The 19,943-nt window shown below is 68.8% G+C and carries 23 protein-coding genes; 5 read left to right on the top strand and 18 right to left on the bottom strand.

Going from position 1 to position 19,943, the window contains the following annotated elements:
- The 12 genes from V7702_RS12860 to V7702_RS12805 all read right to left on the bottom strand — a co-directional run.
- The coding region (locus V7702_RS12860) for a lytic transglycosylase (protein WP_335650506.1) at window positions 1–729 on the bottom strand (729 nt) is incomplete at its 3' end.
- Between the two features lie 102 nt (window positions 730–831).
- Window positions 832–1,488 (bottom strand): protein-L-isoaspartate(D-aspartate) O-methyltransferase, encoded by a 657-nt coding sequence (locus tag V7702_RS12855; RefSeq protein WP_304712101.1) that lies wholly within the window; start codon window positions 1,486–1,488, stop codon window positions 832–834.
- A 2-nt stretch (window positions 1,489–1,490) separates the two neighbouring features.
- Complete coding sequence (surE, locus tag V7702_RS12850; RefSeq protein WP_335650505.1) at window positions 1,491–2,267, bottom strand: 5'/3'-nucleotidase SurE; 777 nt, start codon at window positions 2,265–2,267, stop codon at window positions 1,491–1,493.
- The gene (gene serS, locus V7702_RS12845) at window positions 2,264–3,544 is read right to left on the bottom strand and encodes a serine--tRNA ligase (RefSeq protein WP_335650504.1); all 1,281 of its coding nucleotides are present in this window, start codon (window positions 3,542–3,544) and stop codon (window positions 2,264–2,266) included. The genes surE and serS overlap by 4 nt, the downstream gene beginning before the upstream one ends.
- 132 nt (window positions 3,545–3,676) lie before the next feature.
- Window positions 3,677–4,576 (bottom strand): twin-arginine translocase subunit TatC, encoded by a 900-nt coding sequence (gene tatC / locus V7702_RS12840; protein WP_335650503.1) that lies wholly within the window; start codon window positions 4,574–4,576, stop codon window positions 3,677–3,679.
- Window positions 4,573–5,166 (bottom strand): Sec-independent protein translocase protein TatB, encoded by a 594-nt coding sequence (gene tatB, locus V7702_RS12835; RefSeq protein ID WP_335650502.1) that lies wholly within the window; start codon window positions 5,164–5,166, stop codon window positions 4,573–4,575. The genes tatC and tatB overlap by 4 nt, the downstream gene beginning before the upstream one ends.
- A 115-nt stretch (window positions 5,167–5,281) precedes the next feature.
- Entirely contained in the window at window positions 5,282–5,494 is a 213-nt protein-coding gene (locus tag V7702_RS12830; RefSeq protein ID WP_335650501.1) for a twin-arginine translocase TatA/TatE family subunit, read from the bottom strand.
- A gap of 136 nt (window positions 5,495–5,630) precedes the next feature.
- Window positions 5,631–6,284, bottom strand: coding sequence for an SMC-Scp complex subunit ScpB (scpB, locus tag V7702_RS12825; protein ID WP_335650500.1), 654 nt, complete (start codon window positions 6,282–6,284; stop codon window positions 5,631–5,633).
- Entirely contained in the window at window positions 6,281–7,096 is an 816-nt protein-coding gene (locus V7702_RS12820; RefSeq protein WP_335650499.1) for a segregation and condensation protein A, read from the bottom strand. Before V7702_RS12820 ends, scpB begins: the two co-directional genes overlap by 4 nt.
- Entirely contained in the window at window positions 7,096–8,112 is a 1,017-nt protein-coding gene (nagZ, locus tag V7702_RS12815) for a beta-N-acetylhexosaminidase (protein WP_335650498.1), read from the bottom strand. The genes V7702_RS12820 and nagZ overlap by 1 nt, the downstream gene beginning before the upstream one ends.
- Window positions 8,109–8,858 carry a cell division protein FtsN gene (gene ftsN, locus V7702_RS12810; RefSeq protein WP_335650497.1) on the bottom strand — a complete coding sequence of 250 codons (750 nt, stop codon included), beginning with the start codon at window positions 8,856–8,858 and terminating at the stop codon, window positions 8,109–8,111. Before ftsN ends, nagZ begins: the two co-directional genes overlap by 4 nt.
- Before the next feature lie 108 nt (window positions 8,859–8,966).
- The gene (locus tag V7702_RS12805; protein ID WP_335650496.1) at window positions 8,967–10,145 is read right to left on the bottom strand and encodes a deoxyguanosinetriphosphate triphosphohydrolase; all 1,179 of its coding nucleotides are present in this window, start codon (window positions 10,143–10,145) and stop codon (window positions 8,967–8,969) included.
- Between the two features lie 81 nt (window positions 10,146–10,226).
- On the opposite strand from V7702_RS12805, the gene erpA reads away from it, so the two are divergent.
- The 5 genes from erpA to V7702_RS12780 all read left to right on the top strand — a co-directional run bounded on the left by erpA (window position 10,227) and on the right by V7702_RS12780 (window position 13,336).
- The gene (gene erpA, locus V7702_RS12800; RefSeq protein WP_335650495.1) at window positions 10,227–10,559 is read left to right on the top strand and encodes an iron-sulfur cluster insertion protein ErpA; all 333 of its coding nucleotides are present in this window, start codon (window positions 10,227–10,229) and stop codon (window positions 10,557–10,559) included.
- 75 nt (window positions 10,560–10,634) lie between these two features.
- Window positions 10,635–11,414 carry an exodeoxyribonuclease III gene (gene xth / locus V7702_RS12795; protein WP_335650494.1) on the top strand — a complete coding sequence of 260 codons (780 nt, stop codon included), beginning with the start codon at window positions 10,635–10,637 and terminating at the stop codon, window positions 11,412–11,414.
- Between the two features lie 40 nt (window positions 11,415–11,454).
- Window positions 11,455–12,189 (top strand): hypothetical protein, encoded by a 735-nt coding sequence (locus V7702_RS12790; protein ID WP_335650493.1) that lies wholly within the window; start codon window positions 11,455–11,457, stop codon window positions 12,187–12,189.
- A gap of 50 nt (window positions 12,190–12,239) precedes the next feature.
- Entirely contained in the window at window positions 12,240–12,932 is a 693-nt protein-coding gene (locus V7702_RS12785; RefSeq protein WP_335650492.1) for an NnrU family protein, read from the top strand.
- A gap of 62 nt (window positions 12,933–12,994) precedes the next feature.
- Window positions 12,995–13,336 carry a hypothetical protein gene (locus V7702_RS12780; protein ID WP_335650491.1) on the top strand — a complete coding sequence of 114 codons (342 nt, stop codon included), beginning with the start codon at window positions 12,995–12,997 and terminating at the stop codon, window positions 13,334–13,336.
- On the opposite strand, the gene V7702_RS12775 is transcribed toward V7702_RS12780, so the two are convergent.
- The 6 genes from V7702_RS12775 to V7702_RS12750 form a co-directional block, all read right to left on the bottom strand.
- On the bottom strand, window positions 13,337–14,035 hold the full coding sequence (locus tag V7702_RS12775) for an aspartate/glutamate racemase family protein (RefSeq protein ID WP_335650490.1): 699 nt from the start codon (window positions 14,033–14,035) through the stop codon (window positions 13,337–13,339).
- Window positions 14,036–14,122: 87 nt separating this feature from the next.
- Window positions 14,123–15,391, bottom strand: a complete 1,269-nt coding sequence (locus V7702_RS12770) for an aminotransferase class V-fold PLP-dependent enzyme (RefSeq protein WP_335650489.1) — start codon at window positions 15,389–15,391, stop codon at window positions 14,123–14,125.
- An 11-nt stretch (window positions 15,392–15,402) separates the two neighbouring features.
- Window positions 15,403–17,745, bottom strand: coding sequence for a TonB-dependent receptor plug domain-containing protein (locus V7702_RS12765; protein WP_335650488.1), 2,343 nt, complete (start codon window positions 17,743–17,745; stop codon window positions 15,403–15,405).
- 185 nt (window positions 17,746–17,930) lie between these two features.
- On the bottom strand, window positions 17,931–18,407 hold the full coding sequence (locus tag V7702_RS12760) for a glutathione peroxidase (RefSeq protein WP_335650487.1): 477 nt from the start codon (window positions 18,405–18,407) through the stop codon (window positions 17,931–17,933).
- Window positions 18,408–18,463: 56 nt separating this feature from the next.
- A complete protein-coding gene (locus tag V7702_RS12755) occupies window positions 18,464–19,393 on the bottom strand; it encodes a Gfo/Idh/MocA family protein (RefSeq protein ID WP_335650486.1) in 930 nt (309 codons plus the stop codon).
- A gap of 87 nt (window positions 19,394–19,480) precedes the next feature.
- Window positions 19,481–19,822, bottom strand: coding sequence for a lipoprotein (locus V7702_RS12750; protein ID WP_335650485.1), 342 nt, complete (start codon window positions 19,820–19,822; stop codon window positions 19,481–19,483).
- Between the last annotated feature and the right edge of the window lie 121 nt (window positions 19,823–19,943).

Raw genomic sequence — 19,943 nt, 5'->3', positions numbered from 1 at the left:
CGGGGACGGGCTGGCCGGCGCCGAGCGGGTCACGGGCACGCGGACGGTGCTGGTGATCGGACCGGTGTCGCGGAAACCGGCCGGCAGCAGCAGGCGCTGGCCGGGCCGGATCACATCGGCGATCTGCATGGAATTGGCGTCGGCGATGGCCTGGGCCTGAACATTGAAGCGCCGGGCGATGGCGTAGAGCGTGTCGCCGCTGGTCACCACATAGGCCTTGGTGGTGCTCGACGGGCCTTTCAGGGTCTGGCCCGGCTGGATCACATAGTTGGGGGCCGACAGATTGTTGTCCTGGGCCAGCTGGGTGACGCTGGTCTCCAGCTTGCGGGCGATCCCATAGAGGCTGTCGCCGGCCACCACCGTGTAGGTCTGGGGCGGACCGTCAGCGTCCACCACCTGACCGGTGGCCGAGGTGCGGGTGACGGTCTCATATTCCTGGGCCGGGGGCGGCGGAGGCGGCGGATAGCTGTCGCCCGGGCGCGGCTGGGCCTGGGGCAGCGGATCCAGGGGCCGCGACTCCACAGGGCTGGTGGGCTGGGCCGAGGGCGGCGGGGTCGTGTCGCCGGGCATGGGCGCCGTCTGCGCCGGCGGCGTCTGGGCGTCCGGCCCCTGGCGGACCGGGAAGTTCGGCCGAACCGGCTCGACGTCCTGGTTCTGGTAGGTCGAACAGGCGGCCAGCACGCTGCCGGCGAGCAGGACCAGAGCCGTACGGGTGAGAATGTGCGTCATGGCCGCTCCATGGGTCAGGTACGGACTTGAGTCAGCGCCGCAGGGTTAATGCTTGGTTAAGCCAGCCGACGATGCCGGCCCGAATACGAACTTCAGCGCCGCTCACAATTCGCGGGCGACGCCGTCGAGAAGGGGCACAAAGCGGACTTCGCCCAGATCCTCCACGGTGAAACCGCCCTTCCCGTCTCCGCAATAGCGGCGAAGGATCTGGACGGGACCGCGGCCGATCGGGGCGACGAGCATCCCGGCCGGCTTGAGCTGGTCCAGCAGGGCGCGGGGCTCATCTGGGGCCGCAGCTGTGACCATAATACGGTCGAAGGGCGCCTGTTCTGGCCATCCCTGGCCGCCATCGCCGAAGCGGGTGATCACATTGGTGAGTTGCAGCGCCTTGAACCGCGCCTCGGCCTCGGCGAGCAGGGTGCGATAGCGCTCCACCGTGTAGACCAGCCGCGCCATGCGCGAGAGGATGGCCGTCTGGTAGCCCGAGCCGGTGCCGATCTCCAGCACCCGGGCGCGGGGCTCGATCTTCAGGGCCTGGGTCATCAGGCCGACGATGAAGGGCTGGCTGATCGTCTGGCCGCAGGCGATGGGCAGGGCCGAATCCTCGAAGGCCCGCTCCTGGAACAGGTCCGGCGTGAACATCTGCCGCGGGGTGGCCTCCAGCGCCTTCAGCACCTTGGCGTCGCTCACCCCCTGCGAGCGCAGGGACAGGACCAGGCGGGCCAGGCGGGTCTCGGGCTTGTCCTCGTCCTTGGACATTGTCAGGCCTTTGGCGGGGCGCCGCCCAGGACGCCGCGCATCTTGAAGACGGTTTCGGCGTGGGTCAGGTCGATGTGCAGGGGCGTGACCGAGATCTTGCCTTGGTAGATGGCCCGAAGGTCGGTCCCCTCCTCCGGCTGGGAGCGTTCCTGGCGGAAACCCATCCAGTAATAGTCGCGGCCGCGCAGGTCGCTGCGCCGCTCGGCATGGCGGACCTGGACGTCGCGGAACCCCTGGCGGGTGACCTCGACCTCGGTGACCTCGGCGGCCGGCCGGTTGGGGAAGTTGAGGTTCATGACCACGTCCTTGGGCCAGCCGATTTCCAGCAGCCGCTTGACGATACCGGGTCCGTAGGCCTCGGCCACCTCGAAGAAGGGATCGGCGGGCTTGGGGCCGCCGGTCTGGGACAGGGCGATGGCCGGGACGCCCATGGCCATGCCCTCGATGGCGCCGGCCACGGTGCCGGACATGGTCACGTCCTCGGCGATATTGGCCCCGCGGTTGACCCCAGACAGCACCAGGTCCGGCTTGGCGCCCTTGATCAGCTCGCTCATGCCCAGCATCACGCAGTCGGTGGGCGTGCCGGTAACGGCGAAGCGGCGCTCGTCGAGCTTACGCACCCGCACCGGCTCCGACAGGGTCAGGGCCCGCGACGCGCCAGACTGCTCGTATTCCGGCGCGACGATCCAGATGTCGTCGGAAAGCTGGCGGGCGATCCGCTCCAGGGCTTCCAGCCCCTCGGCATGGATGCCGTCGTCATTGGTCAGCAGAAGTCTCATGCGTCGCCGCCGATCCGGGTCAGCCCGCCCATATAGGGGTGCAGGGCCTGGGGCACGGCGATGGCGCCGTTCTCGTCCTGATAGTTTTCCAGAATGGCCACCAGGGTGCGGCCGACCGCCAGGCCCGAGCCGTTCAGGGTGTGGACGAAGCGGGTCGCCTTGTCGCCGGCGGCCTTGGTCCGGGCGTTCATCCGCCGCCCCTGAAAATCGCCGCAGTTGGAGCAGGAGCTGATCTCGCGATAGCGCCCTTCCGACGGGATCCAGACCTCAAGGTCATAGGTCTTGCGGGCCGAGAAGCCCATGTCGCCCGAACACAGCAACATTGTGCGGAACGGCAGCTCCAGGGCCTTCAGCACGGCCTCGGCGCAGCCCACCATCCGCTCGTGCTCGGCGTCCGACTGGTCGGGCGTGGTGATGGAGACCAGCTCCACCTTCTGAAACTGGTGCTGTCGGATCATGCCGCGGGTGTCGCGCCCCGAGGCGCCGGCTTCGGAGCGGAAACAGTGGGTGAGCGCCGTCAGCCGCAGCGGCAGCTCTTCGGTGGGCGTGATCTGGTCGCGCACGAGATTGGTCAGCGAGACCTCGGCCGTCGGGATCAGCCAGCGGCCGTCCTCGGTGTGGAACAGATCCTCCGCGAACTTCGGCAGCTGGCCGGTGCCGAACACCGCCTCGTCGCGCACCAGCAGCGGCGGCGAAACCTCCAGATAGCCGTGCTCGCGGGTCTGCAGGTCGAGCATGAATTGGCCGAGCGCCCGCTCCAGCCGGGCGAGCTGGCCCTTCAGCACCACGAAGCGCGAGCCGCTCATACGGGCGGCGGCCTCGAAGTCCATCAGACCCAGGGTCTCGCCCAGGTCCACGTGATCCTTGGGCGAGGCGATGGCGAACGGCTCGCCCCAGCGGCGGACCTCCTGGTTGTCGTTCTCGTCGGCGCCGGCGGGCACGTCGGGGGCCGGCAGGTTGGGCAGGCCGGCCAGCAGGTCGCGCAGGGCCTCGCCGGTTTCGCGTTCGACCTGGCCTTGGGTCTCCAGATCGCCCTTGAGGGTTTCGACCTCGGCCATCAGACGGGCGGCCTCGGCCTCGTCCTTGCGGCCCTTGGCCTGGCCGATCTGTTTGGAGAGATCGTTGCGGCGGCTCTGGGCCTCCTGCAGCGCAGTCTGGGCGGCGCGCAGGGTGGCGTCCAGGCTGAGGGCCTCGGCGATGACGCCGGACCGGCCCTTCGCACTCCAGGCCTGCTCATAGAGGTCGGGATTGTCGCGAATGGCCTTGATGTCGTGCATGGCGCCGGCGGTCTTCTTGAGGTGAGCGGCCTTCTCTAGAGCGCGTCGGCCATGGGGCCAAGCCCGCGGGGGCCGCGAGAGCGCGTTCCGTAAAAGTGGGCTCCGGTTTTACGGGTGAAACGCGCGCAAACTCTAAGTGGGGATCACATCCGTGCCCGCCTCATCCTCGCGCCGGCGACGGCGTTCCATGAGGCGCACGCACCAGATGGAGACCTCGTACAGAAGGATGATCGGGATGGCGAGGGAGAGCTGGCTGATCGGGTCCGGCGGCGTGACGACGGCTGCGACGATGAAGACGCCGAGAATGGCGTAGCGCCGGCCGCCGCGGAGCATCTGGGCGTTCACCAGCCCCGTCAGGGCCAGCAGGGTCAGCACGACGGGCAACTGGAAACAGAGGCCGAAGGCCAGCAGCAGGGTCGTCACCAGGGTCAGGTAGTCGGAGACCTTGGGCAGCAGCTCCACGGTCACCGCAGCGTCGCCGATGATCTGTTGTGACAGGGAGAACCACAGGACGAAGGGCAGGATCATGTAATAGACCAGCCCCGCCCCCAGCAGGAACAGGCCCGGCGCGGCGGCCAGGAACGGCAGGAAGGCGCGACGCTCGCGCTTGTAGAGGCCCGGCGCCACGAAGGCGTAGACCTGCCAGGCCAGCACCGGGAAGGTCAGGATCACCGCCCCGAAGGCGGCCAGCTTCAGCTTGGTGAAGAAGAATTCCAGCGGCGCGGTGAAGACCAGCCGCAGCCCCTCCCCGCCCTCCGGCACGTCGGTGAAGCCGCTGAGCGCCGACATCAGCGCGAACGGGCCATGGCCGCCGCCACTGGCCGTTTCGGCCGCCATCAGCCGGGCGGCCACCTCGAACGGGTGCAACAGGAAGATGTAGATCGGCTCGGCGAAGGCGAAGCAGAGGCCAAAGCCGGCGCCAAAGGCGACGATGCAGATGATCAGTCGCTTGCGCAGCTCCACCAGGTGGTCGAGCAGGGGCGCGCGGGAGGCTTCGATCTCGCGATCATCATCGTCTTCGACTGTGCTCACGCCTTGTCTCCGGCGGGCTTGGCCCGGCTGGCCCGGGGCTTGGCCGGCGCCTTGGGGGCCGGCGCCTTGTCATCCGAGGACGAGGCCATCTTGCGAGGCGCCTTGGGCGCAGCCGCGCCAGAGGCGGGCGCCTTCGCCCTGGCAGGCTTGGCCGCTGGGGTCTCCGCCGCGCCCAACTCAGGCTTAGGCGCAGGTTTCGCCGCGGGCTCCGTCACCGGCGCAGCCGGCTCAGGTTCGCTCAGGGACTGGCTGCCGGCATAGGGATGGCCCATGGGCGGATGGACCTGCATCTCGCCGTTAGAAAGGCCGGTCTCGATCTCCCGCATCACCGACTGGGCGTCGCTGCGGCCGAGCTCGTCGTCCAAGGTCTTGCCACTGCGCAGAGCCTCGACCTCGCGGCGCAGTTCGTCCAGTTCGGACTGGCGGCCCATCTCGTCGAAGCTGGCGCGGAATTCCGCCGCCATGCCCCGCAGGCGCGCCGTGAACTGTCCCAGCCGACGCATGAGCATCGGCAGGTCCTTGGGCCCCACCACCACGAGGGCGACGATGCCGATGAGCAGGAGTTCCCCTGCGCCGATGTCGGGAAGCATGGCCGTTGTCGCCTAGGGCCTTGTCAGACCAGGAGTAAGGAATGCGGTCCAAGGCCTACGCCCCAAACCGATGGAGTCGATGATCGACCGCGCAGCAGCGTGGCCGGGCGGACGATCAGCTGCGAACCTCGTCCTTTTCCCGCTCGGGGATGGTCTTGACGGTTTCCGGCTTGGTTTCCTCGGCCTCTTCGCCCTTCAGGCCATCGCGGAAGGCGCGGATGCCCTTGGCGGCGTCCCCCATGACGGACGAGATCTTGCCCCGTCCCCCGAACAGGAGGGCGAAGACGACGAGAACGATCAGCCAATGCCAGATCGAGAACGAGCCCATAAGGCGAAACTCCTATGCTGAGCGGTCGTCGGCGACCGCGTCGCCACCCCTCAATTCCATATCAATATAGCGACTCCCGCCCCCAAGCGCCAAGGTGAGGCGCAGAGGGAATTGCGCGCCCCGGCTCACAAGCTGGTCAGGAGGGCTGGCTGTCTTCGTCCCCGCCCAGGAAATCGGTGTGAAATTCCGGCGCATCGCTGTCCAGGGCGATGAGGTCCTCGTCGGCCGCCGCCGCCGACGGATCGGGCACGGAAAAGTCCGACGGCAGGTCCAGACCCAGAAGGCCGGCGGCCTTCATCTCGGCCATGCCGGGCAGATCGACCAGACTGGCCAGGCCGTAGTGTTCCAAGAACGCGTCGGTGGTGCCGTAGGTGACTGGGCGACCCGGCGTGCGGCGGCGGCCGCGCATACGCACCAGGCCAAGCTCCAGCAGCACGTCCAGCGTGCCCTTGCTGGCCTGGACGCCCCTCACCGATTCGATCTCGGCCCGGGTCACCGGCTGGTGATAGGCGATGATGGCCAGGGTCTCCTGCGCGGCCTTGGACAGTCGCCGCGGCTCCTCGCGGGCCTCGGTCATCAGATGGGCCAGGTCGGCGGCGGTCTGGAAGCGCCAGCGATCGGCGACACAGACCAGCTCCACCCCGCGGCCCTCATAGCGCGCCTTCAACGCCATCAACGCCCCGCCCACATCGGCGTCCGGCCCCAGGCGCTCGACAAGCTCGGCGGCGCTCAGCGGCCCTGCGGCGGCGAACAGCAAGGCCTCCAGGGCGCGCTCGTCGGCGGCGCTCATGCGGCGGCCCCTTCACGGCGGGCGCGCAGATAGAGGTCGGCGAAGGCTTCCAGCTGGCGGGCTTCGAGCGCGCCTTCCTTCACCAGCTCCAGGCTCGCCGACAGGGTCGAGGCGAGATAGGAGGCCCGCGAAGGCCCCTCGCCCGCCCCGGCCCGGATCGGCGCGACGCCGGCCAGGGGGGTCCAGCGGTCCAGCTCTGGCAGCAGGCCCCGCAGGCGGTCGCGGGCCGCCTCCAGCGGATAGGCCTTGGGCGCCCGCGGCGCGTAGTGGCGGCCTTCCTCGCGACGGCGCTGGTCGAGATAGGCGTCCATCAGGCTGTAGAGATCGCCCTCGATCCGCATCGACGGAATGATCTGGATCGCTTCGGGATCGCCCCGTCCGAACACGTCGCGACCGAGTTGCGGCCGGGCCTTGAGGGCCTCGGCGGCCTGGCGTATGGCGTCGAGCTTGGCCAGGCGGAAGGCGAGCTGGGCGGCCATCTCCTCGGCCGGCGGCTCCTCGGCCTGGGGCCGGTCGGGCTTGGGCAACAGCAGGCGGGACTTCAGATAGGTCAGCCAGGCGGCCATGACGAGATAGTCCGCCGCCAGGGAAAAGCGCAAGCGTCGCGCCTGGTGGACGAAGGCCAGGTACTGTTCGGCGAGCTTCAGCACCGACAGCTTGAGCAGGTCGACCTTCTGGGTGCGGGCCAGCGCCAGCAGCACGTGAAGCGGGCCCTCATAGCCCTCGACGTCGATGATCAGCGCCTCGCCGTCCTCGGCCGCCGTGGCCGCGGCCTCGAAGTCGAGATGGGGCTGGAAGCCTTGCCCGCTCATCAGCCGCCGTCGAAGGCCGCCTCGAACCGGGCGCGGGCCTCGGCGAGGTCGATGGGTTCAGGTCGCCTGGCCAGGCGACCGAGGGCGGCCTCGGCCCGGCGCCGCGCCTTGCCCGAGAGCTTGCCGCAGGCCTCGGCGATGGGCGCCATCTCGGCCATGTCGCCATTGCAGTGAAGGACCACGTCGCAGCCCGCCGCCAGCGAGGCGCGGGTCCGGTCCTTGAAGTCCCCCGACAGGGCCTTCATCGACAGGTCGTCGCTCATCAGCAGGCCCTGGAAGCCGATGGACTCGCGAATGACGTGCTTGATCGCCTTGCGCGAGGTGGTGGCTGGCCGCTTGGCGTCGATGGCCGAATAGACCACGTGGGCGGTCATCGCCATGGGCATGTCCGACAGGATGCGGAAGGGCTCGAAGTCCACAGCCTCAAGCTCCGCAAGGGGCGAATCCACCACCGGCAGGTCCAGGTGGCTGTCAGCCGTGGCGCGGCCGTGGCCGGGGATGTGCTTGATGATCGGCAGGACGCCGCCGGCGATCAGCCCCTCGGCCGCGGCCCGACCCAGCAGGGCGACCTCTTCGACGGTCGCTCCATAGGCGCGGTCGCCGATGACGTCATGGGCGCCGGCCTGGGGCACGTCCAGCACCGGCACACAGTCGGCGTTGATGCCCAGTTCGGCCAGGTCGTGGGCCATCAGCCGGGCGCCCAGGCGGGTGATTTCCCGACGCAGCAGCGGATCGTTGCCGGCCAGGTCGCCATAGGCGCGGCCTGGCGGATAGACCGGCCAGTGCGGCGGGCCCAGGCGCTGCACCCGGCCGCCCTCCTGATCGATCAGGACCGGCGCGTCGTCGCGGCTGACGGTCTCGCGCAGCGCGTCCACCAGCCGCCGGACCTGGGCGGGACTGTCCACATTGCGCTTGAACAGGATGAAGCCCCACGGCTTCACATCGGCGAAGAAAGCCGCCTCGTCGGCGGTCAGCTCCAGGCCCGCGCAGCCGAAGATGCAGGCGCGGATGCTCACCGGACGAAACAGCTGCGGCCTGCCGCCTTCAGGCGGTCGCAGAAGGCCGTGGCCTCAGCGCGGGAGGAAAAGCCGGTGACATAGCCACGATAGAGGGTCTTGCCGTTGCTCTCCACCGGCTCGACCCGCTTGCCCTTGCCGGCGGCGGAGTCCGGCAGGGCTCGCATGGCGTCGCTCCAGCCGGCGTCGGCCAGGGCTTCGGACGAGAAGGCTCCGACCTGGACCATGGCGCCGCCCGAGGCCACGGCCGCAGGCGTCGGGGCGGGCTTGGGCGCGGGGGTTGCAGGTTCCGGAGCCTTGGCGGCCGGCTTCGGCGCAGGCTGGGGCGCCGGTTGGGCCGGGGCGGCAGGCTGGCTGGAAATGGGCGCCGAGGGACGCAGGTCGGGCGCAGGGCGAGCCTGGGGCTCCTCCGGCGGCGGCACGAAGTTCGGTTCGGCGGGCGCTGGCGCGCCATCCTCCGACCGATAAATCTGCAGCCCCGTGGCGGGATCGACCGGCTGATCCTCCGGCGAAGGCGCGGTCTTCATCTCGCCCACGGGCGTCCCCACGGTCTGCGGCGGCTCGCCGGCCTCGCGGGCGCCGGAGCGATAGATCAGCACGACGGCGATCACCAGCACCACCAGGACTACGGCGCTGATCATCAGCATCATCGGCGCCGGGCGCGCGCCGCGCACGGGCTGGCGGGCGTCGAACGACAGCGGCGCGTCGGTCGGGGGCGTATAGGCGCCGCGATCATGGTCGGACATCGCGAAGGCTCCGCGGAAAAACAGGTCTCTGGCGCCGGCCGAGCGAATCGGTCGGCGCCTTTGGGGAAGTCTATCGAAGGCGCGCGGCCGATGGGCCAGTTCTGCGCGCTAATTCCAGACGTCGAGGTGGAAAAGCCGGCGGTGCTCCTCGATCGCATAGCGGTCGGTCATGCCGGCGATATAGTCGCACACTACCCGCGCCCGGCCAGCCTCGTCGCGGTCCTTGGACCGGGCGAACCATTCGGTAGGCAGCACGTCCGGCTCCTGCATGAAGAGGCCGAACATCTCGGCCAGAATGCGGCGCGCCTGGCTGCGGGTGCGGTTGACCCTCCAGTGGCGATACATCCGCTCCATCAGGAAGGCCCGCAGCTGCGACAGGTCCTCCACCATGTCCGGCGAAAAGGCCACCAGGGCGCCGCCCATCATCCGCACGTCCTCCGGAGAGGCCAGGCCATGGCGCTCGGCCCGGCGGCGGGTCTCGGCCAGCACGTCATCGACCATGGCTCCGATCATCCGCCGGACGGCCTCCAGGCGGGTGATGCCCGGGTCCAGGTCGGGATAGTCGAGGAAGACCTGGTGCAGGATCGGCCCGATCAGGGGCACGTCCAGCAGTTCCTTCAGGTGAAACAGCCCCGCCTGCACCCCGTCATCCACATCGTGATTGTTGTAGGCGATGTCGTCGGCGAGCGCCGCCACCTGGGCCTCGGCCGACGCCCAGGTCGAGAGGCGCAGGTCGTACTGGCTGTCGAACTCGCCGATGGCGCTCCAGGACGGGCGGTCGAGCTTGGAGGCCACTGGGCCGTTATGCTTGATCACCCCTTCCAGGGTCTCCCAGGTGAGGTTCAGCCCCTCGAACAGCGGATAGCGCCGCTCCAGCTTGGTCACGACCCGGAAGGTCTGGACGTTGTGGTCGAAGCCGCCATAGGCCTCGGTCAGCTCCTGAAGCTCGTCCTCGCCGGCGTGGCCGAAGGGCGGATGCCCCAGGTCGTGGGCCAGGGCGATGGTCTCTGCCAGGTCCACATCCAGCCCAAGTGCGGCAGCCAGGGACCGGGCGATCTGGGCGACTTCCAGCGAGTGGGTCAGGCGGGTGCGGAAGTGGTCGCCCTCGTGGGCCACGAAGACCTGGGTCTTCTCCTTCAGCCGCCGGAAGGCCGTGCAGTGAATGATGCGGTCGCGGTCGCGGGCGAAGGGCGTGCGGGTGGCGCTTTCGGCCTCCTCGAACTTGCGCCCACGGGAGGCGGCAGGGTCTTCGGCATAGGCGACACGGTACGGTAAGGAAGCGGCCATCAATGCCTTCTTTGATCGGGCCTCTTGGTCGAAGCCGCTAGAGCCCTCATATAGTTCAAGTCACGTGTTGAATAACAGGTCATGAGCACAGTCGATCTTACCCTCTCCGCCGCGGCCGCAAACCGGCTCAAGGCGATCAGCCAGACCGAAGGCAGGCCGATCATGCTGCGCGTCGCGGTCGAAGGCGGCGGCTGCTCGGGATTCCAGTATCAGCTCGACCTGGTGGACGCCGCTGAGCCTGACGATCTGCGCATCGAACGTGATGGCGCCGCCGCCCTGGTCGACGAGATGTCCCTGATCATGCTCAAGGGCTCGGAGATCGACTTCGTCGATGAGCTGGTGGGCGCGGAGTTCAAGATCCGCAATCCGAACGCCAAGTCCAGCTGCGGCTGCGGCGTCAGCTTCTCGATCTGAAGCGACGCCCAAGGCCATTGAGCCTGGGCCACGACGCCTCTAGCTTCGCGCCTCGCCTGCCCTCTGGAGACCGCGATGCGCCTGGCCACCTGGAACGTGAACTCCGTCAATGCGCGGATCGAGACGGTGGTCCGCTGGTTCGAAGAGGCCCAGCCCGACGTCGCCTGCCTGCAGGAAATCAAGTGCGTCGACGAGAAGTTTCCGGCCGAAGCCTTTGAACGCCTTGGCTATAATGTCGAGGTCCACGGACAGAAGACCTATAACGGCGTCGCCCTCCTCTCCAAGACCCCGCTGGAGGATGTGCGGCGCGGCCTGCCCGGCGACGAGAGCGACGAGCAGGCGCGCTATATCGAGGCGGTGGTCTCTGGCCCCCGGCCCGTGCGGGTGGCCTCGATCTACCTGCCCAATGGCAATCCGGCGACCACCGAGAAGTACGACTACAAGCTCGGCTGGATGGGCCGGCTTCACCGGCATGCCCAGGATCTGCTGACCCTGGAGGAGCCCCTGGCCCTGATGGGCGACTACAATGTCATCCCCGAGCCCCGCGACGCCGAGCACCCCGAGCGCTGGACTGACGACGCCCTGTTCCTGCCCCGCACCCGGGAAGCCTTCCGGGCGATGAAGTGGCTGGGGTTCGCCGACGCCTATCTGCAGGCCGACGGGGCGCCGGGCGCCTACACGTTTTGGGACTATCAGGCCGGCGCCTGGCAGCGGAACCACGGCATCCGCATCGACCACGCCCTGCTCTCGCCCCAGGCCGCTGACGTGCTTCGGGCCTGCGAAATCCATCGTGATGTGCGGGGTTGGGAAAAGCCCTCAGACCATGTTCCGGTGGTGATCGAGCTCGACCTCTAAGCGGCTTCTCGGCTGCGGCGAACAGGGTTAGATTTTTTCCATGGACGAAACGGCGCGCCTCCTTCTGTGGCTGGCCCTGGCGGGCACGGCGGTGACCTTCGCCGGTAGCGCCGCCATATGGTTCATGGACGAGGAGCGGCGCATTCGCCGGGCCTTTCGCCACGTCCTCAAGCTGCCCGCCGACGCCGTAATTGTCGCCAATGGCCGAGGGGTCGGGTTCAACTTCGCCCGCAACCTGGCCGCCGTGGCCTGGGACCAGGGCGCCTGGTGCCTGGTCTACCGGATCGATGAACTGGTCGGCGCCGAGCTGATCGTCGACGGCGAGGTTCGCGCCCGGGCCTATCGCGGCGAGCCGCGCCGCGCCCTGGAACGGACGACGCCGGGCGCCGGCCAGATCACACTGCGGCTGGTCTTCGACGACGCCCGTTATCCCGATTTCGAGATCGCCATGTGGTCGCCGGGCGACGAGGCCCGCAGGCGCGCGCCCTCACCGGCCGAGGCCATCCAGGAGGCCAACCGCTGGATCGCCCGGGTGGAGGCCATCCTGCGTCGCGCCGCCCCGCCCCGGCCGGCCGCCCCGCCGCCGCCACCGCCACCGCCACCGCAAGCTCAGGCCCCGCCGCCACGGGTCGCGCCGCCCACCCCTGACGCGCCGCCCTGGGACGACGAGTTCGAGCCGCCCCCACGCCCGGCCGCAGCGGCGCGGCGCGAGCCGCCCCGGGAGCCCCGGACCCGCGACCTGTTCGAGGGCGACGAGGACGAAGCCTTTACTTGACGCTGTAAATCTATCGGCGGATGCTGAGCACCGAATTTCGAGAGCGCCAGATGATCCAACTGACCGCCGCTGCCGCCTTCTTCGTCATGATCCATCTGCTGATCTCGGGGACCAGCGTCCGTGACGGTGTGGTCCGCAGGATCGGCGAAGGCCCCTATATGGCCCTGTTCTCGCTGCTGTCCGTCGCCGGGCTGACCTGGATGATCATGGCCTATGGCCAGGCCCGGGGCGAAGTCTGGAACACCGTCTACTGGGGCGTCGGCCCGGCCACCCGCCACACCCAGATCCTGCTGCAGCTCATCGCCGTCTTTTTCATCGTTATCGGCCTGACCACGCCCAATCCCACCAGCGTCAAGCAGGAGGGCGTGCTGGAGCGGGAAGACGCGGTGAAAGGCATGCTGCGGATCACCCGGCATCCCTTCCTCTGGGGCGTCGCCCTGTGGGCGAGCGGCCATCTGATCGTCAACGGCGACCGCGCCAGCATGACCCTGTTTGGCACCCTGCTGGTCCTGGCCCTGGCCGGAACCACCAGCATCGACGCCAAGCGTCGGCGGGCGCTGGGCGATCGGTGGGAGGCGTTCGCCCAACAGACCTCGAACATCCCCTTCGCCGCCATCCTGGCGCAGCGCCAATCCCTGAAACTGGGCGAGATCGGCCTGTGGCGCGCCTTGGCCGCGTTGGCGGTCTATGTCGGCCTGCTGCTAGGCCATCCCTATATGTTTGGGGTCGCGGCCCTGCCCTGAGGCGGTTGAACCCCGCGCCGCCGCCATCCAGAATGTTCGCCTGATTTGGGTGGGAGGCGTAAATGCGGAACCTGGTCCTGGCGAGCTTCGCCGCAGTGATGATCGCCGGCGGCGCCCAGGCTCAGGGCCTGCGCCTCCACAACCCCGCCGACACCGACCGGGATGGCGTCGTCACCGACGCCGAACGCGCCGCCCATGCGGCGGAAAAGGGCGACGCAGCCCCCTGGGACCAGCCCAGCGCCTTCTCAGTGACCGCCCCGCCGAGCGCCGGCGGTCCCTCCATAACGCTCGGCGAGCCGCCGGCCGGCGCGCCGTCTCCCGCCAGGCTTGAGGACCGCGCGGTTCAGGCCAGCGGCTTCGAGGAATACATCAACGCCGAAGCCGACCGGAAACGGCGCGACTGATCAGGCCGGTCGGGCCAGGGCGAAGTCCAGGGCCGCGGTCACGTGGGCCAGGGCCGAATCGACCACCGGCAAACCCACGCCATCGGCCTCCAGCAGCAGGCCAAGCTCCGTGCAGCCGAAGATGACGCTGTCGGCGCCCTCGGCGCGGCCGCGCTCGATGATCGCCATGACCGCTGTGCGCGAACCGACATCGATCACGCCCTGGCACAGCTCATCATAGATGATGGCGTGCAGCCGCTCCCGCGCGCCCTCGCCTGGGATCATGGGGTCGAGGCCAAAGCTCTCCAGACGATCGCGATAGAAGGCCTCCTCCATGGTGAAGCGCGTGGCCAGCAGCAGGGGACGTTTCAGGCCCTGATCCACCAGCGCCTGCGCCGTGGCGTCGCCGATATGGATCAGCGGCACGGAGATGGCCGCAGCCACATCGTCGGCCACCAGATGCATGGTGTTGGCGCAGATCAGCACCGCCTCGGCGCCGGCCCGCTCCAGCACATGGGCCGCCTGGGCCAGCCGCGCGCCGGCGGTCGCCCAGTCGCCGGCCGCCTGCATCTGGGCGATCGGCGCGAAGTCCACTGACCAGAGCAGCAGCTCGGCCGAGTGAAGCCCGCCCAGCCGGGCGCGGACACCCTGGTTGAGGAGCTGATAATAGGTGGTCGTGCTTTCGGCGCTCATGCCGCCGATCAGGCCAAGACGCCGCATACTCTCGAAAGCCCCTCAAGCCCCAGTGGCGAAGGCGCCCTCCCTAGACCCTCGCGAGGGGAGTCGCCAAGGGCGGCCGCCTCCATCTCAGGCCCGGCTGAGGACCTGCAGCGCCTGCGCAAGCCGATCGACCTCGGCCGGACGGGTGAACAGGCTGACCGTGGCCCGCACGCACGAGCCGCTGGCCAAGCCGTGCCGGGCGACCGTGAAAATCCCGAAGCGCTCCAACAGGATTCTGGCCAGCTCGGCGTTCTCCGCCGGCGTCGTCCGCCCCGCCAGGCGGAAGGCGCCCAGGGCCGAGCCGAGCTGGTCATCCTCCGGCGTCAGGAGCTGCACGCCCTGAACGCTGCGCAGGGGTTCGGTCCAGCGACGCCGCAGATAGGTCAGCCGCGCGGCCTTGGCCTGTGTTCCGAGGGCCTCGTGAAAATCGAGCGCGTCGGCCATGGCCAGATAGGCGGCCATGTTGGAGGTGCCGGTATGGACCCGCAGACGCACGTCCCCCGGGCGGTGGTCGTCTATGCCCATGAAGGGATCGATGTCGGGGATACGAGCCTTGGCGATATAGAGCACGCCCACGCCGATCGGCGCGCCGATCCACTTGTGTCCGTTCAGGCCGACGAAATCGGCGCCGAGCGCTGGCAGCTTCGTCTCCACCTGACCCCAGGCATGGGCGGAATCCAGGATCACGTCGACCCCGCGCGCCCGCGCCAGGGCGGTGATCTCGGCGACCGGCAGGTGAAGGCCGTTCCGGTGGCTGACCTGGGTCAGCAGCATCAGCCGCACCTTGGGATTGGCGTCCAGGGCCGCAGCATAGGCGTCGATCAGGCCCTGGCGGGTGGCGGGCTCTGGCAGCTCGATCCGCACCAGCTCGGCGCCCCGTCGATCCTTGAGCCAGGCCATGGCGCTCTGCATGGAGTCGTAGTCGAGGTCGGCGATCAGCACCTGGTCGCCGGGCTTCAGCCTGTTGTAGCCGCTGATCAGGGCCTGCAGGGCCTCGGTGGCGCCACGGGTGAAGGCGATCTCCTCGGGTGCGACCCCCAGATTGGCGGCCACCCGCGCCCGAATTCGGACCAGGTCTGCGCCATATTCCCGGCGCGAATAGTAGGAGTTGCGGCGATTGACCATCGCCTGGTGGCGCTCATAGGCCGCCAGCACCGGCCGGGACATCACGCCCCAGTTGCCGTTCTCCAGCTGGATCACTTCCGAGGTGAGATCGTACTGGGCGGCGATCCCCGCCCAGTACGTCTCATTGGCGGCCTGAGTCCCCACCGCCGCGGGCTGAGCCGCTACGCTCCCTGAGCCTGCGCCCAGGGCCAGTCCGGCGGCGACGACGCCGCGACGGGTGAGGTTCGTCATGGCCGGCGTCCCTAGAAGGTGGTGTCGAGGCGCAGATAGTACATCGCCCCATTGGTGTCGTAGGGCGAGTTCCGCGAGTAGACGAGCCCGCGGCTGGCCTGGAACACCGCCTCGTCGGGATAGGAGTCGAGCACGTTCTCGGCCCCGATCCGGATGGAGACGTGCTCCGACGGGGCGTAGCTCAACGCCAGGTCGAAGAAGGTCATCGCCCCGAAGTCCTGGAAGATGTCGCCGGTGGCGTTGCCGGTGGAGTCCGTCCAGGAGCCGTAGTAGCGCATCCGGCCCAGGACCTCGAAGGGCCCGACGCCATAGGTGGCCGAGGCGGTCGCATTGTGCTGCGGCCGGGACTCCTCGAACAGGCGCTGCTGGGTCGGATTGGCGGCGATGGAGCCCGCCGTGACCTCGGTTTCATTGTAGTTGTAGGCGCCGGTCAGATTGAGCCGGCCCGGCCCGAGGTCGCGGTCATAGGCGCCGACCACATCGACGCCGCGGGTGCGGGTGTCGAAGTCGTTGGCGAACCAGCTGATGCGGGTGAAGGCCGAGGCGCCGGGCACGCCGGCGGCCACCAGCTGTGCGCGGATGGCCGGCGTGACGGTGATCCCCGCCGAGGACGAGAAGCGGTCGCTGACATCGATCTGGTAGGCGTCGATGGAGCCGGAGAAACCGATGTCCGTGCGCCAGGTCAGGCCCGCGGTGATGGTCTCGGAGGTTTCCGGCTCCAGAGGCTCGGCGCCCAGGAACGCCGCCACCGGATTGGTCGGCGACAGCCGGCCAGAGGTGAAGAGCTGCAGGGTCACCGTGTCCAACCCTTGCGAGGTGCTGGTGGAGTTCAGCTGGCCAGGCGTGGGGGCGCGGAAGCCGCTGGACCAGGCGCCGCGCAGGGCCAGATTGTCCGTCAGGGCGTAGCGGCTGGCGATCTTGCCGTTCACCGTATCGCCGAACTCCGAGAAGTCCTCATAACGAAGCGCGCCGCCCAGGCTCCAGGCGTCCGTCAGTTGGGCCTCGATATCCACATAGGCGGCGTAGCTCTCCTGCTCCCATTCGCCGGCCTGGATGTCGCTGAAGCCCGGGAAGCCGTTGGAGGCCGGGGCCAGACCAAAGGCGGCGCCGGGGCCAACCGCGTAGGACTCAGGGTCGCCGGGGCGGATCGCATAGGTCTCCACGCGACGCTCGGCGCCGAAGGCGAGGTTCAGCGGCGCAGCCAGGGCGCCGATGTCCAGGCGGTAGACCGCATCGGCGTTCAGGTTGAATTCCGACTGCACCAGCCGGCCCAGATCGAAATCGGTGGGGCTGTTGGGGCCGAGGGAGGCGTTGATGGTGTTGTTGAGGAAGAAGGCCGTGTCGTTGCGCCCATAGGATGCGCTCAGGTCCCAGGTGAAGTCTCCTGTCACGTCCCGGAAGCCGGCCAGGGTCTGATAGTCCTCGGACTCGACCCCCTCGATGGGGGTGAAGCCGGCGGGATAGATGCTGCGCAGGTCGAAGCCCGGGAAGGCCGCGGTGACGCGATAGATGCCAGGATTGGTCGCCGGGTTGCGCCAGTTGATGTCGTTGACGCCCTCAGTCTCGGTATAGGTGACAAAGCCATAGAACTCGCCGGCCACGCCGGTGTCGACCACCGTATTGAGCCCGAGCGCACGGGTCTCCAGGTCAGGATTGCCCCAACGCTGGACGGGATCGGGGACCTCCAAGGTCGGGTTGGCCGCCTGGAAGTCGATGGCGTCCTGCCGCTGACGGGTGCGCGAGGTGGCTTCGGCGTCCGACCATTCGGCGGTCAGGTTGAAGTTGGCCGAACCGATCTCGACGCCGGCCTGCACGCCAGCGCGATAGGTCACGCCGTCGCCTTCGGAGAACTGCCCGGCCTGGGCGAAGCCGCGCACGCCCGGCTGGTCATTGAGGATGATGTTGATGACGCCGGCGATGGCGTCGGAGCCGTATTGGGCCGATGCGCCGTCCCGCAGCACCTCGATCCGCTTCACCGCATAGGAGGGGATCTGGGCCAGGTCAGCGCCCTGGGCGCCCCGTGATCCCAGAAAGGCCGAGCGGTGGAAACGCTTGCCGTTCACCAGGACCAGGGTCTGGTCGGGCGACAGGCTGCGCAGGGTGGCGGGCCGCACGAACTGCAGGCCATCGGAGGTCGGCAGGCGCTGCACGATGAAGGAGGGAATCTGCTGCGCCAGGTTCTCGCCGAGCTGGGCGGTGGCCGAGGCCTGGATCATCTCTTCCGACAGGACATCGACCGGGGCGAGGGTCTCGAACTGGGTTCGACCCAGCTCCCGCGTCCCGGTGACGATGACCTCGTCGACGGTGGCGGCGTCGTCGGCCCAGGCCTGGCCGCCAAGGGCGCCGATAGCCATGGTGATCGCGACAGTCGCGTACAGTCTGCGTTTTAGACCCAGATGTTGCATTGTTTATCCCCGATTCCAGGTCGAGCTTTCTCGACGGCGCCGCTCTGGACCCGGGGGATGACAGCCCCGCGACGGGGCGATGAAGTTTTCTGGAGTCGAGGTAACGGGGACAGGCGAACCTGTCCCCGACGTGTCTAGAGGGCGGCTTCGACAGCGCCGACAACCTCAGGATCCATGGGCTCGGTGCGAGGCCCAAAGGCGCGGATCAGACGGCCATCCTTGCCCACCAGAATCTTGTGGAAGTTCCAGGCCGGGTCGGCGGACTCGCCCAGCTCGGCCTTGGCCCATTGATAGAACGGATGGGCGGTTTCACCCTTCACGTCAGTCTTGGCCGTCAGGGGGAAATCGACGCCGAAGGTGGTGGCGCAGAACTCGGCGATCTCGGACTCGGTCCCAGGCTCCTGGCCGGCGAACTGGTTGGACGGCACGCCCAGCACCACCAGACCCTTGTCGCGATAGTCGCCATAGAGCTTCTCCAGCCCCTCATATTGCGGCGTCAGGCCACACTTGGAGGCGGTGTTGACCACCAGGACGACCTTGTCCCTGAACGTGGTCAGGGGCAGCTCGTCCCCATCAATGGCGTGGAACGAGAAATCGTAGGCGTCGGCCATTTGGCTCTCCTGCAAATCCAGGCCGCCAGTCTAGCGCATCAGGACGCCCCGTTCGGCTATTTCCCGCCGGTGTCCGCCAGCCCCTGCTCGACGGCCAGGGCCAGATCGAGGGCGGCGATCGCCTCGCCAGCGGTCACCACGGGACGCGGCGCCTCGCCCCGGACGGCGGCTAGGAAGGCCTCGATGCTGGCGCCCAGGGTGTCCTTGGCCGCCGGGGTCTCGGCGAAGTCGGGGTTCAGCGGGAAGCCGGTGGTGTTGCGGAATTCCCGGGTCAGGAAGTCGATCTCCAGTTCGCCGGAGGGATAGACCAGCTTCATGCTCCGCTTGCGGGCCTCGGCGACCCGGGAGACGTCGAAGAGCGCCGTGAAGCCATCGTCGAAGGTGACCTCGCTGCGGGCGACGTCCCAGGATTCGCTGTGCAGGATGGCGCCCTCGCCCTCGGCGGTCACCGGCGCGGCCTTGGACAGCGCCAGCGCCAGGTCCAGGTCGTGGATCATCAGGTCCAGCACCACAGACACATCCAGGCTCCGCTCCGAGGGCGTGCCGTGGCGCACCGCTTCCAGTCTCAGCGGCTGGGCAGGGATGTCGAACAGGCCCATCACCTGGAACAGCACCCGCTCCTGATGGCCGCAGGCGACCACCAGATTGCGGCGGGCGGCCTCGGCGGCCATGGCCTCGGCCTTGGCGACATCGATGCCGATGGGCTTTTCCACATAGACGGACTTGCCGGCCTTGATCGCCGCCAGGGCCTGCTCGGTGTGCCAGGGGGCGGGCGAGGCCACCGTCACCACGTCGACGGCGTCGAGGAAGGCGTCGAGCTCGGTAAAGGCGCGGCCGCCCAGGGGCATGGCCAGGGCCGCGCCTCGCTCCGGATGGGGGTCAAGCACGGCGGCCAGGGCGACGCCGGGCAGGCGGGCATATTGCCGGGCGTGATAGGTCCCGAAGACGCCGGCGCCGATGACGCCGCCTCGCAGGGTCTCGCTCATATCAACTCCCGGCATTGCATAGCCGGCCGCCTACCATGATCCGCGAGGCGGACGCCACAGTCAGGCGGCGCGCCGGGGAGTCTACGCCTAGCGCGCCGAGAGTTCCGTCAGCACCGGCATGGGCTCGGCGGCCTGATACTTGAACGCCACCCGTGAGCCGGGCTCCAGGGGCGCTTCGGCCAGGACGGTGGCGTAGGCGCGGAATTCGGTGCGGCCCGCGGCAAGACCGCCCTCGACCGCCTCATGATCGATGGCCGCCGTCCGGCCTTCGAGGGAGGACAGCACGCCGACGCCGCTCAGTTCCGGACCGGTGGGAACCGCTTCGACCTCAGCGCCTGGGGCGGCTGCGGTGTTGGCGGTGTCGGACGACTGGCCGCAGGCGGCGAGCGCCAGGGTGGCGGCCAGGGCGGCGAACAGGACTGCTCTCATCGGGGATTCTCCGGAACCGAACGAAGGCGCACCATAGCCATCTTGTGTGTCTTGTGAACGACCACGCCATTGGCCGGTCCCGGCGGAGGGTCTACAAGCGACGAAGTTCCCTCCCCCACCC

The organism is Phenylobacterium sp., from assembly GCF_036963605.1.
GTDB lineage: Bacteria > Pseudomonadota > Alphaproteobacteria > Caulobacterales > Caulobacteraceae > Phenylobacterium.
This window is presented reverse-complemented; position numbering and strand designations above follow the sequence as displayed.

Coding starts and splice junctions, on each gene's coding strand:
- V7702_RS12760 (WP_335650487.1), bottom strand. CDS start 18,407: ATGGCCGACGCCTACGATTTCTCGTTCCACGCCATTGATGGGGACGAG.
- surE (WP_335650505.1), bottom strand. CDS start 2,267: ATGAGACTTCTGCTGACCAATGACGACGGCATCCATGCCGAGGGGCTG.
- V7702_RS12790 (WP_335650493.1), top strand. CDS start 11,455: ATGGACGAAACGGCGCGCCTCCTTCTGTGGCTGGCCCTGGCGGGCACG.
- V7702_RS12775 (WP_335650490.1), bottom strand. CDS start 14,035: ATGCGGCGTCTTGGCCTGATCGGCGGCATGAGCGCCGAAAGCACGACC.
- V7702_RS12770 (WP_335650489.1), bottom strand. CDS start 15,391: ATGACGAACCTCACCCGTCGCGGCGTCGTCGCCGCCGGACTGGCCCTG.
- V7702_RS12855 (WP_304712101.1), bottom strand. CDS start 1,488: ATGTCCAAGGACGAGGACAAGCCCGAGACCCGCCTGGCCCGCCTGGTC.
- tatB (WP_335650502.1), bottom strand. CDS start 5,166: ATGCTTCCCGACATCGGCGCAGGGGAACTCCTGCTCATCGGCATCGTC.
- erpA (WP_335650495.1), top strand. CDS start 10,227: ATGAGCACAGTCGATCTTACCCTCTCCGCCGCGGCCGCAAACCGGCTC.
- V7702_RS12820 (WP_335650499.1), bottom strand. CDS start 7,096: ATGAGCGGGCAAGGCTTCCAGCCCCATCTCGACTTCGAGGCCGCGGCC.
- V7702_RS12785 (WP_335650492.1), top strand. CDS start 12,240: ATGATCCAACTGACCGCCGCTGCCGCCTTCTTCGTCATGATCCATCTG.
- scpB (WP_335650500.1), bottom strand. CDS start 6,284: ATGAGCGCCGCCGACGAGCGCGCCCTGGAGGCCTTGCTGTTCGCCGCC.
- xth (WP_335650494.1), top strand. CDS start 10,635: ATGCGCCTGGCCACCTGGAACGTGAACTCCGTCAATGCGCGGATCGAG.
- serS (WP_335650504.1), bottom strand. CDS start 3,544: ATGCACGACATCAAGGCCATTCGCGACAATCCCGACCTCTATGAGCAG.
- ftsN (WP_335650497.1), bottom strand. CDS start 8,858: ATGTCCGACCATGATCGCGGCGCCTATACGCCCCCGACCGACGCGCCG.
- V7702_RS12805 (WP_335650496.1), bottom strand. CDS start 10,145: ATGGCCGCTTCCTTACCGTACCGTGTCGCCTATGCCGAAGACCCTGCC.
- V7702_RS12780 (WP_335650491.1), top strand. CDS start 12,995: ATGCGGAACCTGGTCCTGGCGAGCTTCGCCGCAGTGATGATCGCCGGC.
- V7702_RS12755 (WP_335650486.1), bottom strand. CDS start 19,393: ATGAGCGAGACCCTGCGAGGCGGCGTCATCGGCGCCGGCGTCTTCGGG.
- V7702_RS12750 (WP_335650485.1), bottom strand. CDS start 19,822: ATGAGAGCAGTCCTGTTCGCCGCCCTGGCCGCCACCCTGGCGCTCGCC.
- V7702_RS12830 (WP_335650501.1), bottom strand. CDS start 5,494: ATGGGCTCGTTCTCGATCTGGCATTGGCTGATCGTTCTCGTCGTCTTC.
- V7702_RS12765 (WP_335650488.1), bottom strand. CDS start 17,745: ATGGCTATCGGCGCCCTTGGCGGCCAGGCCTGGGCCGACGACGCCGCC.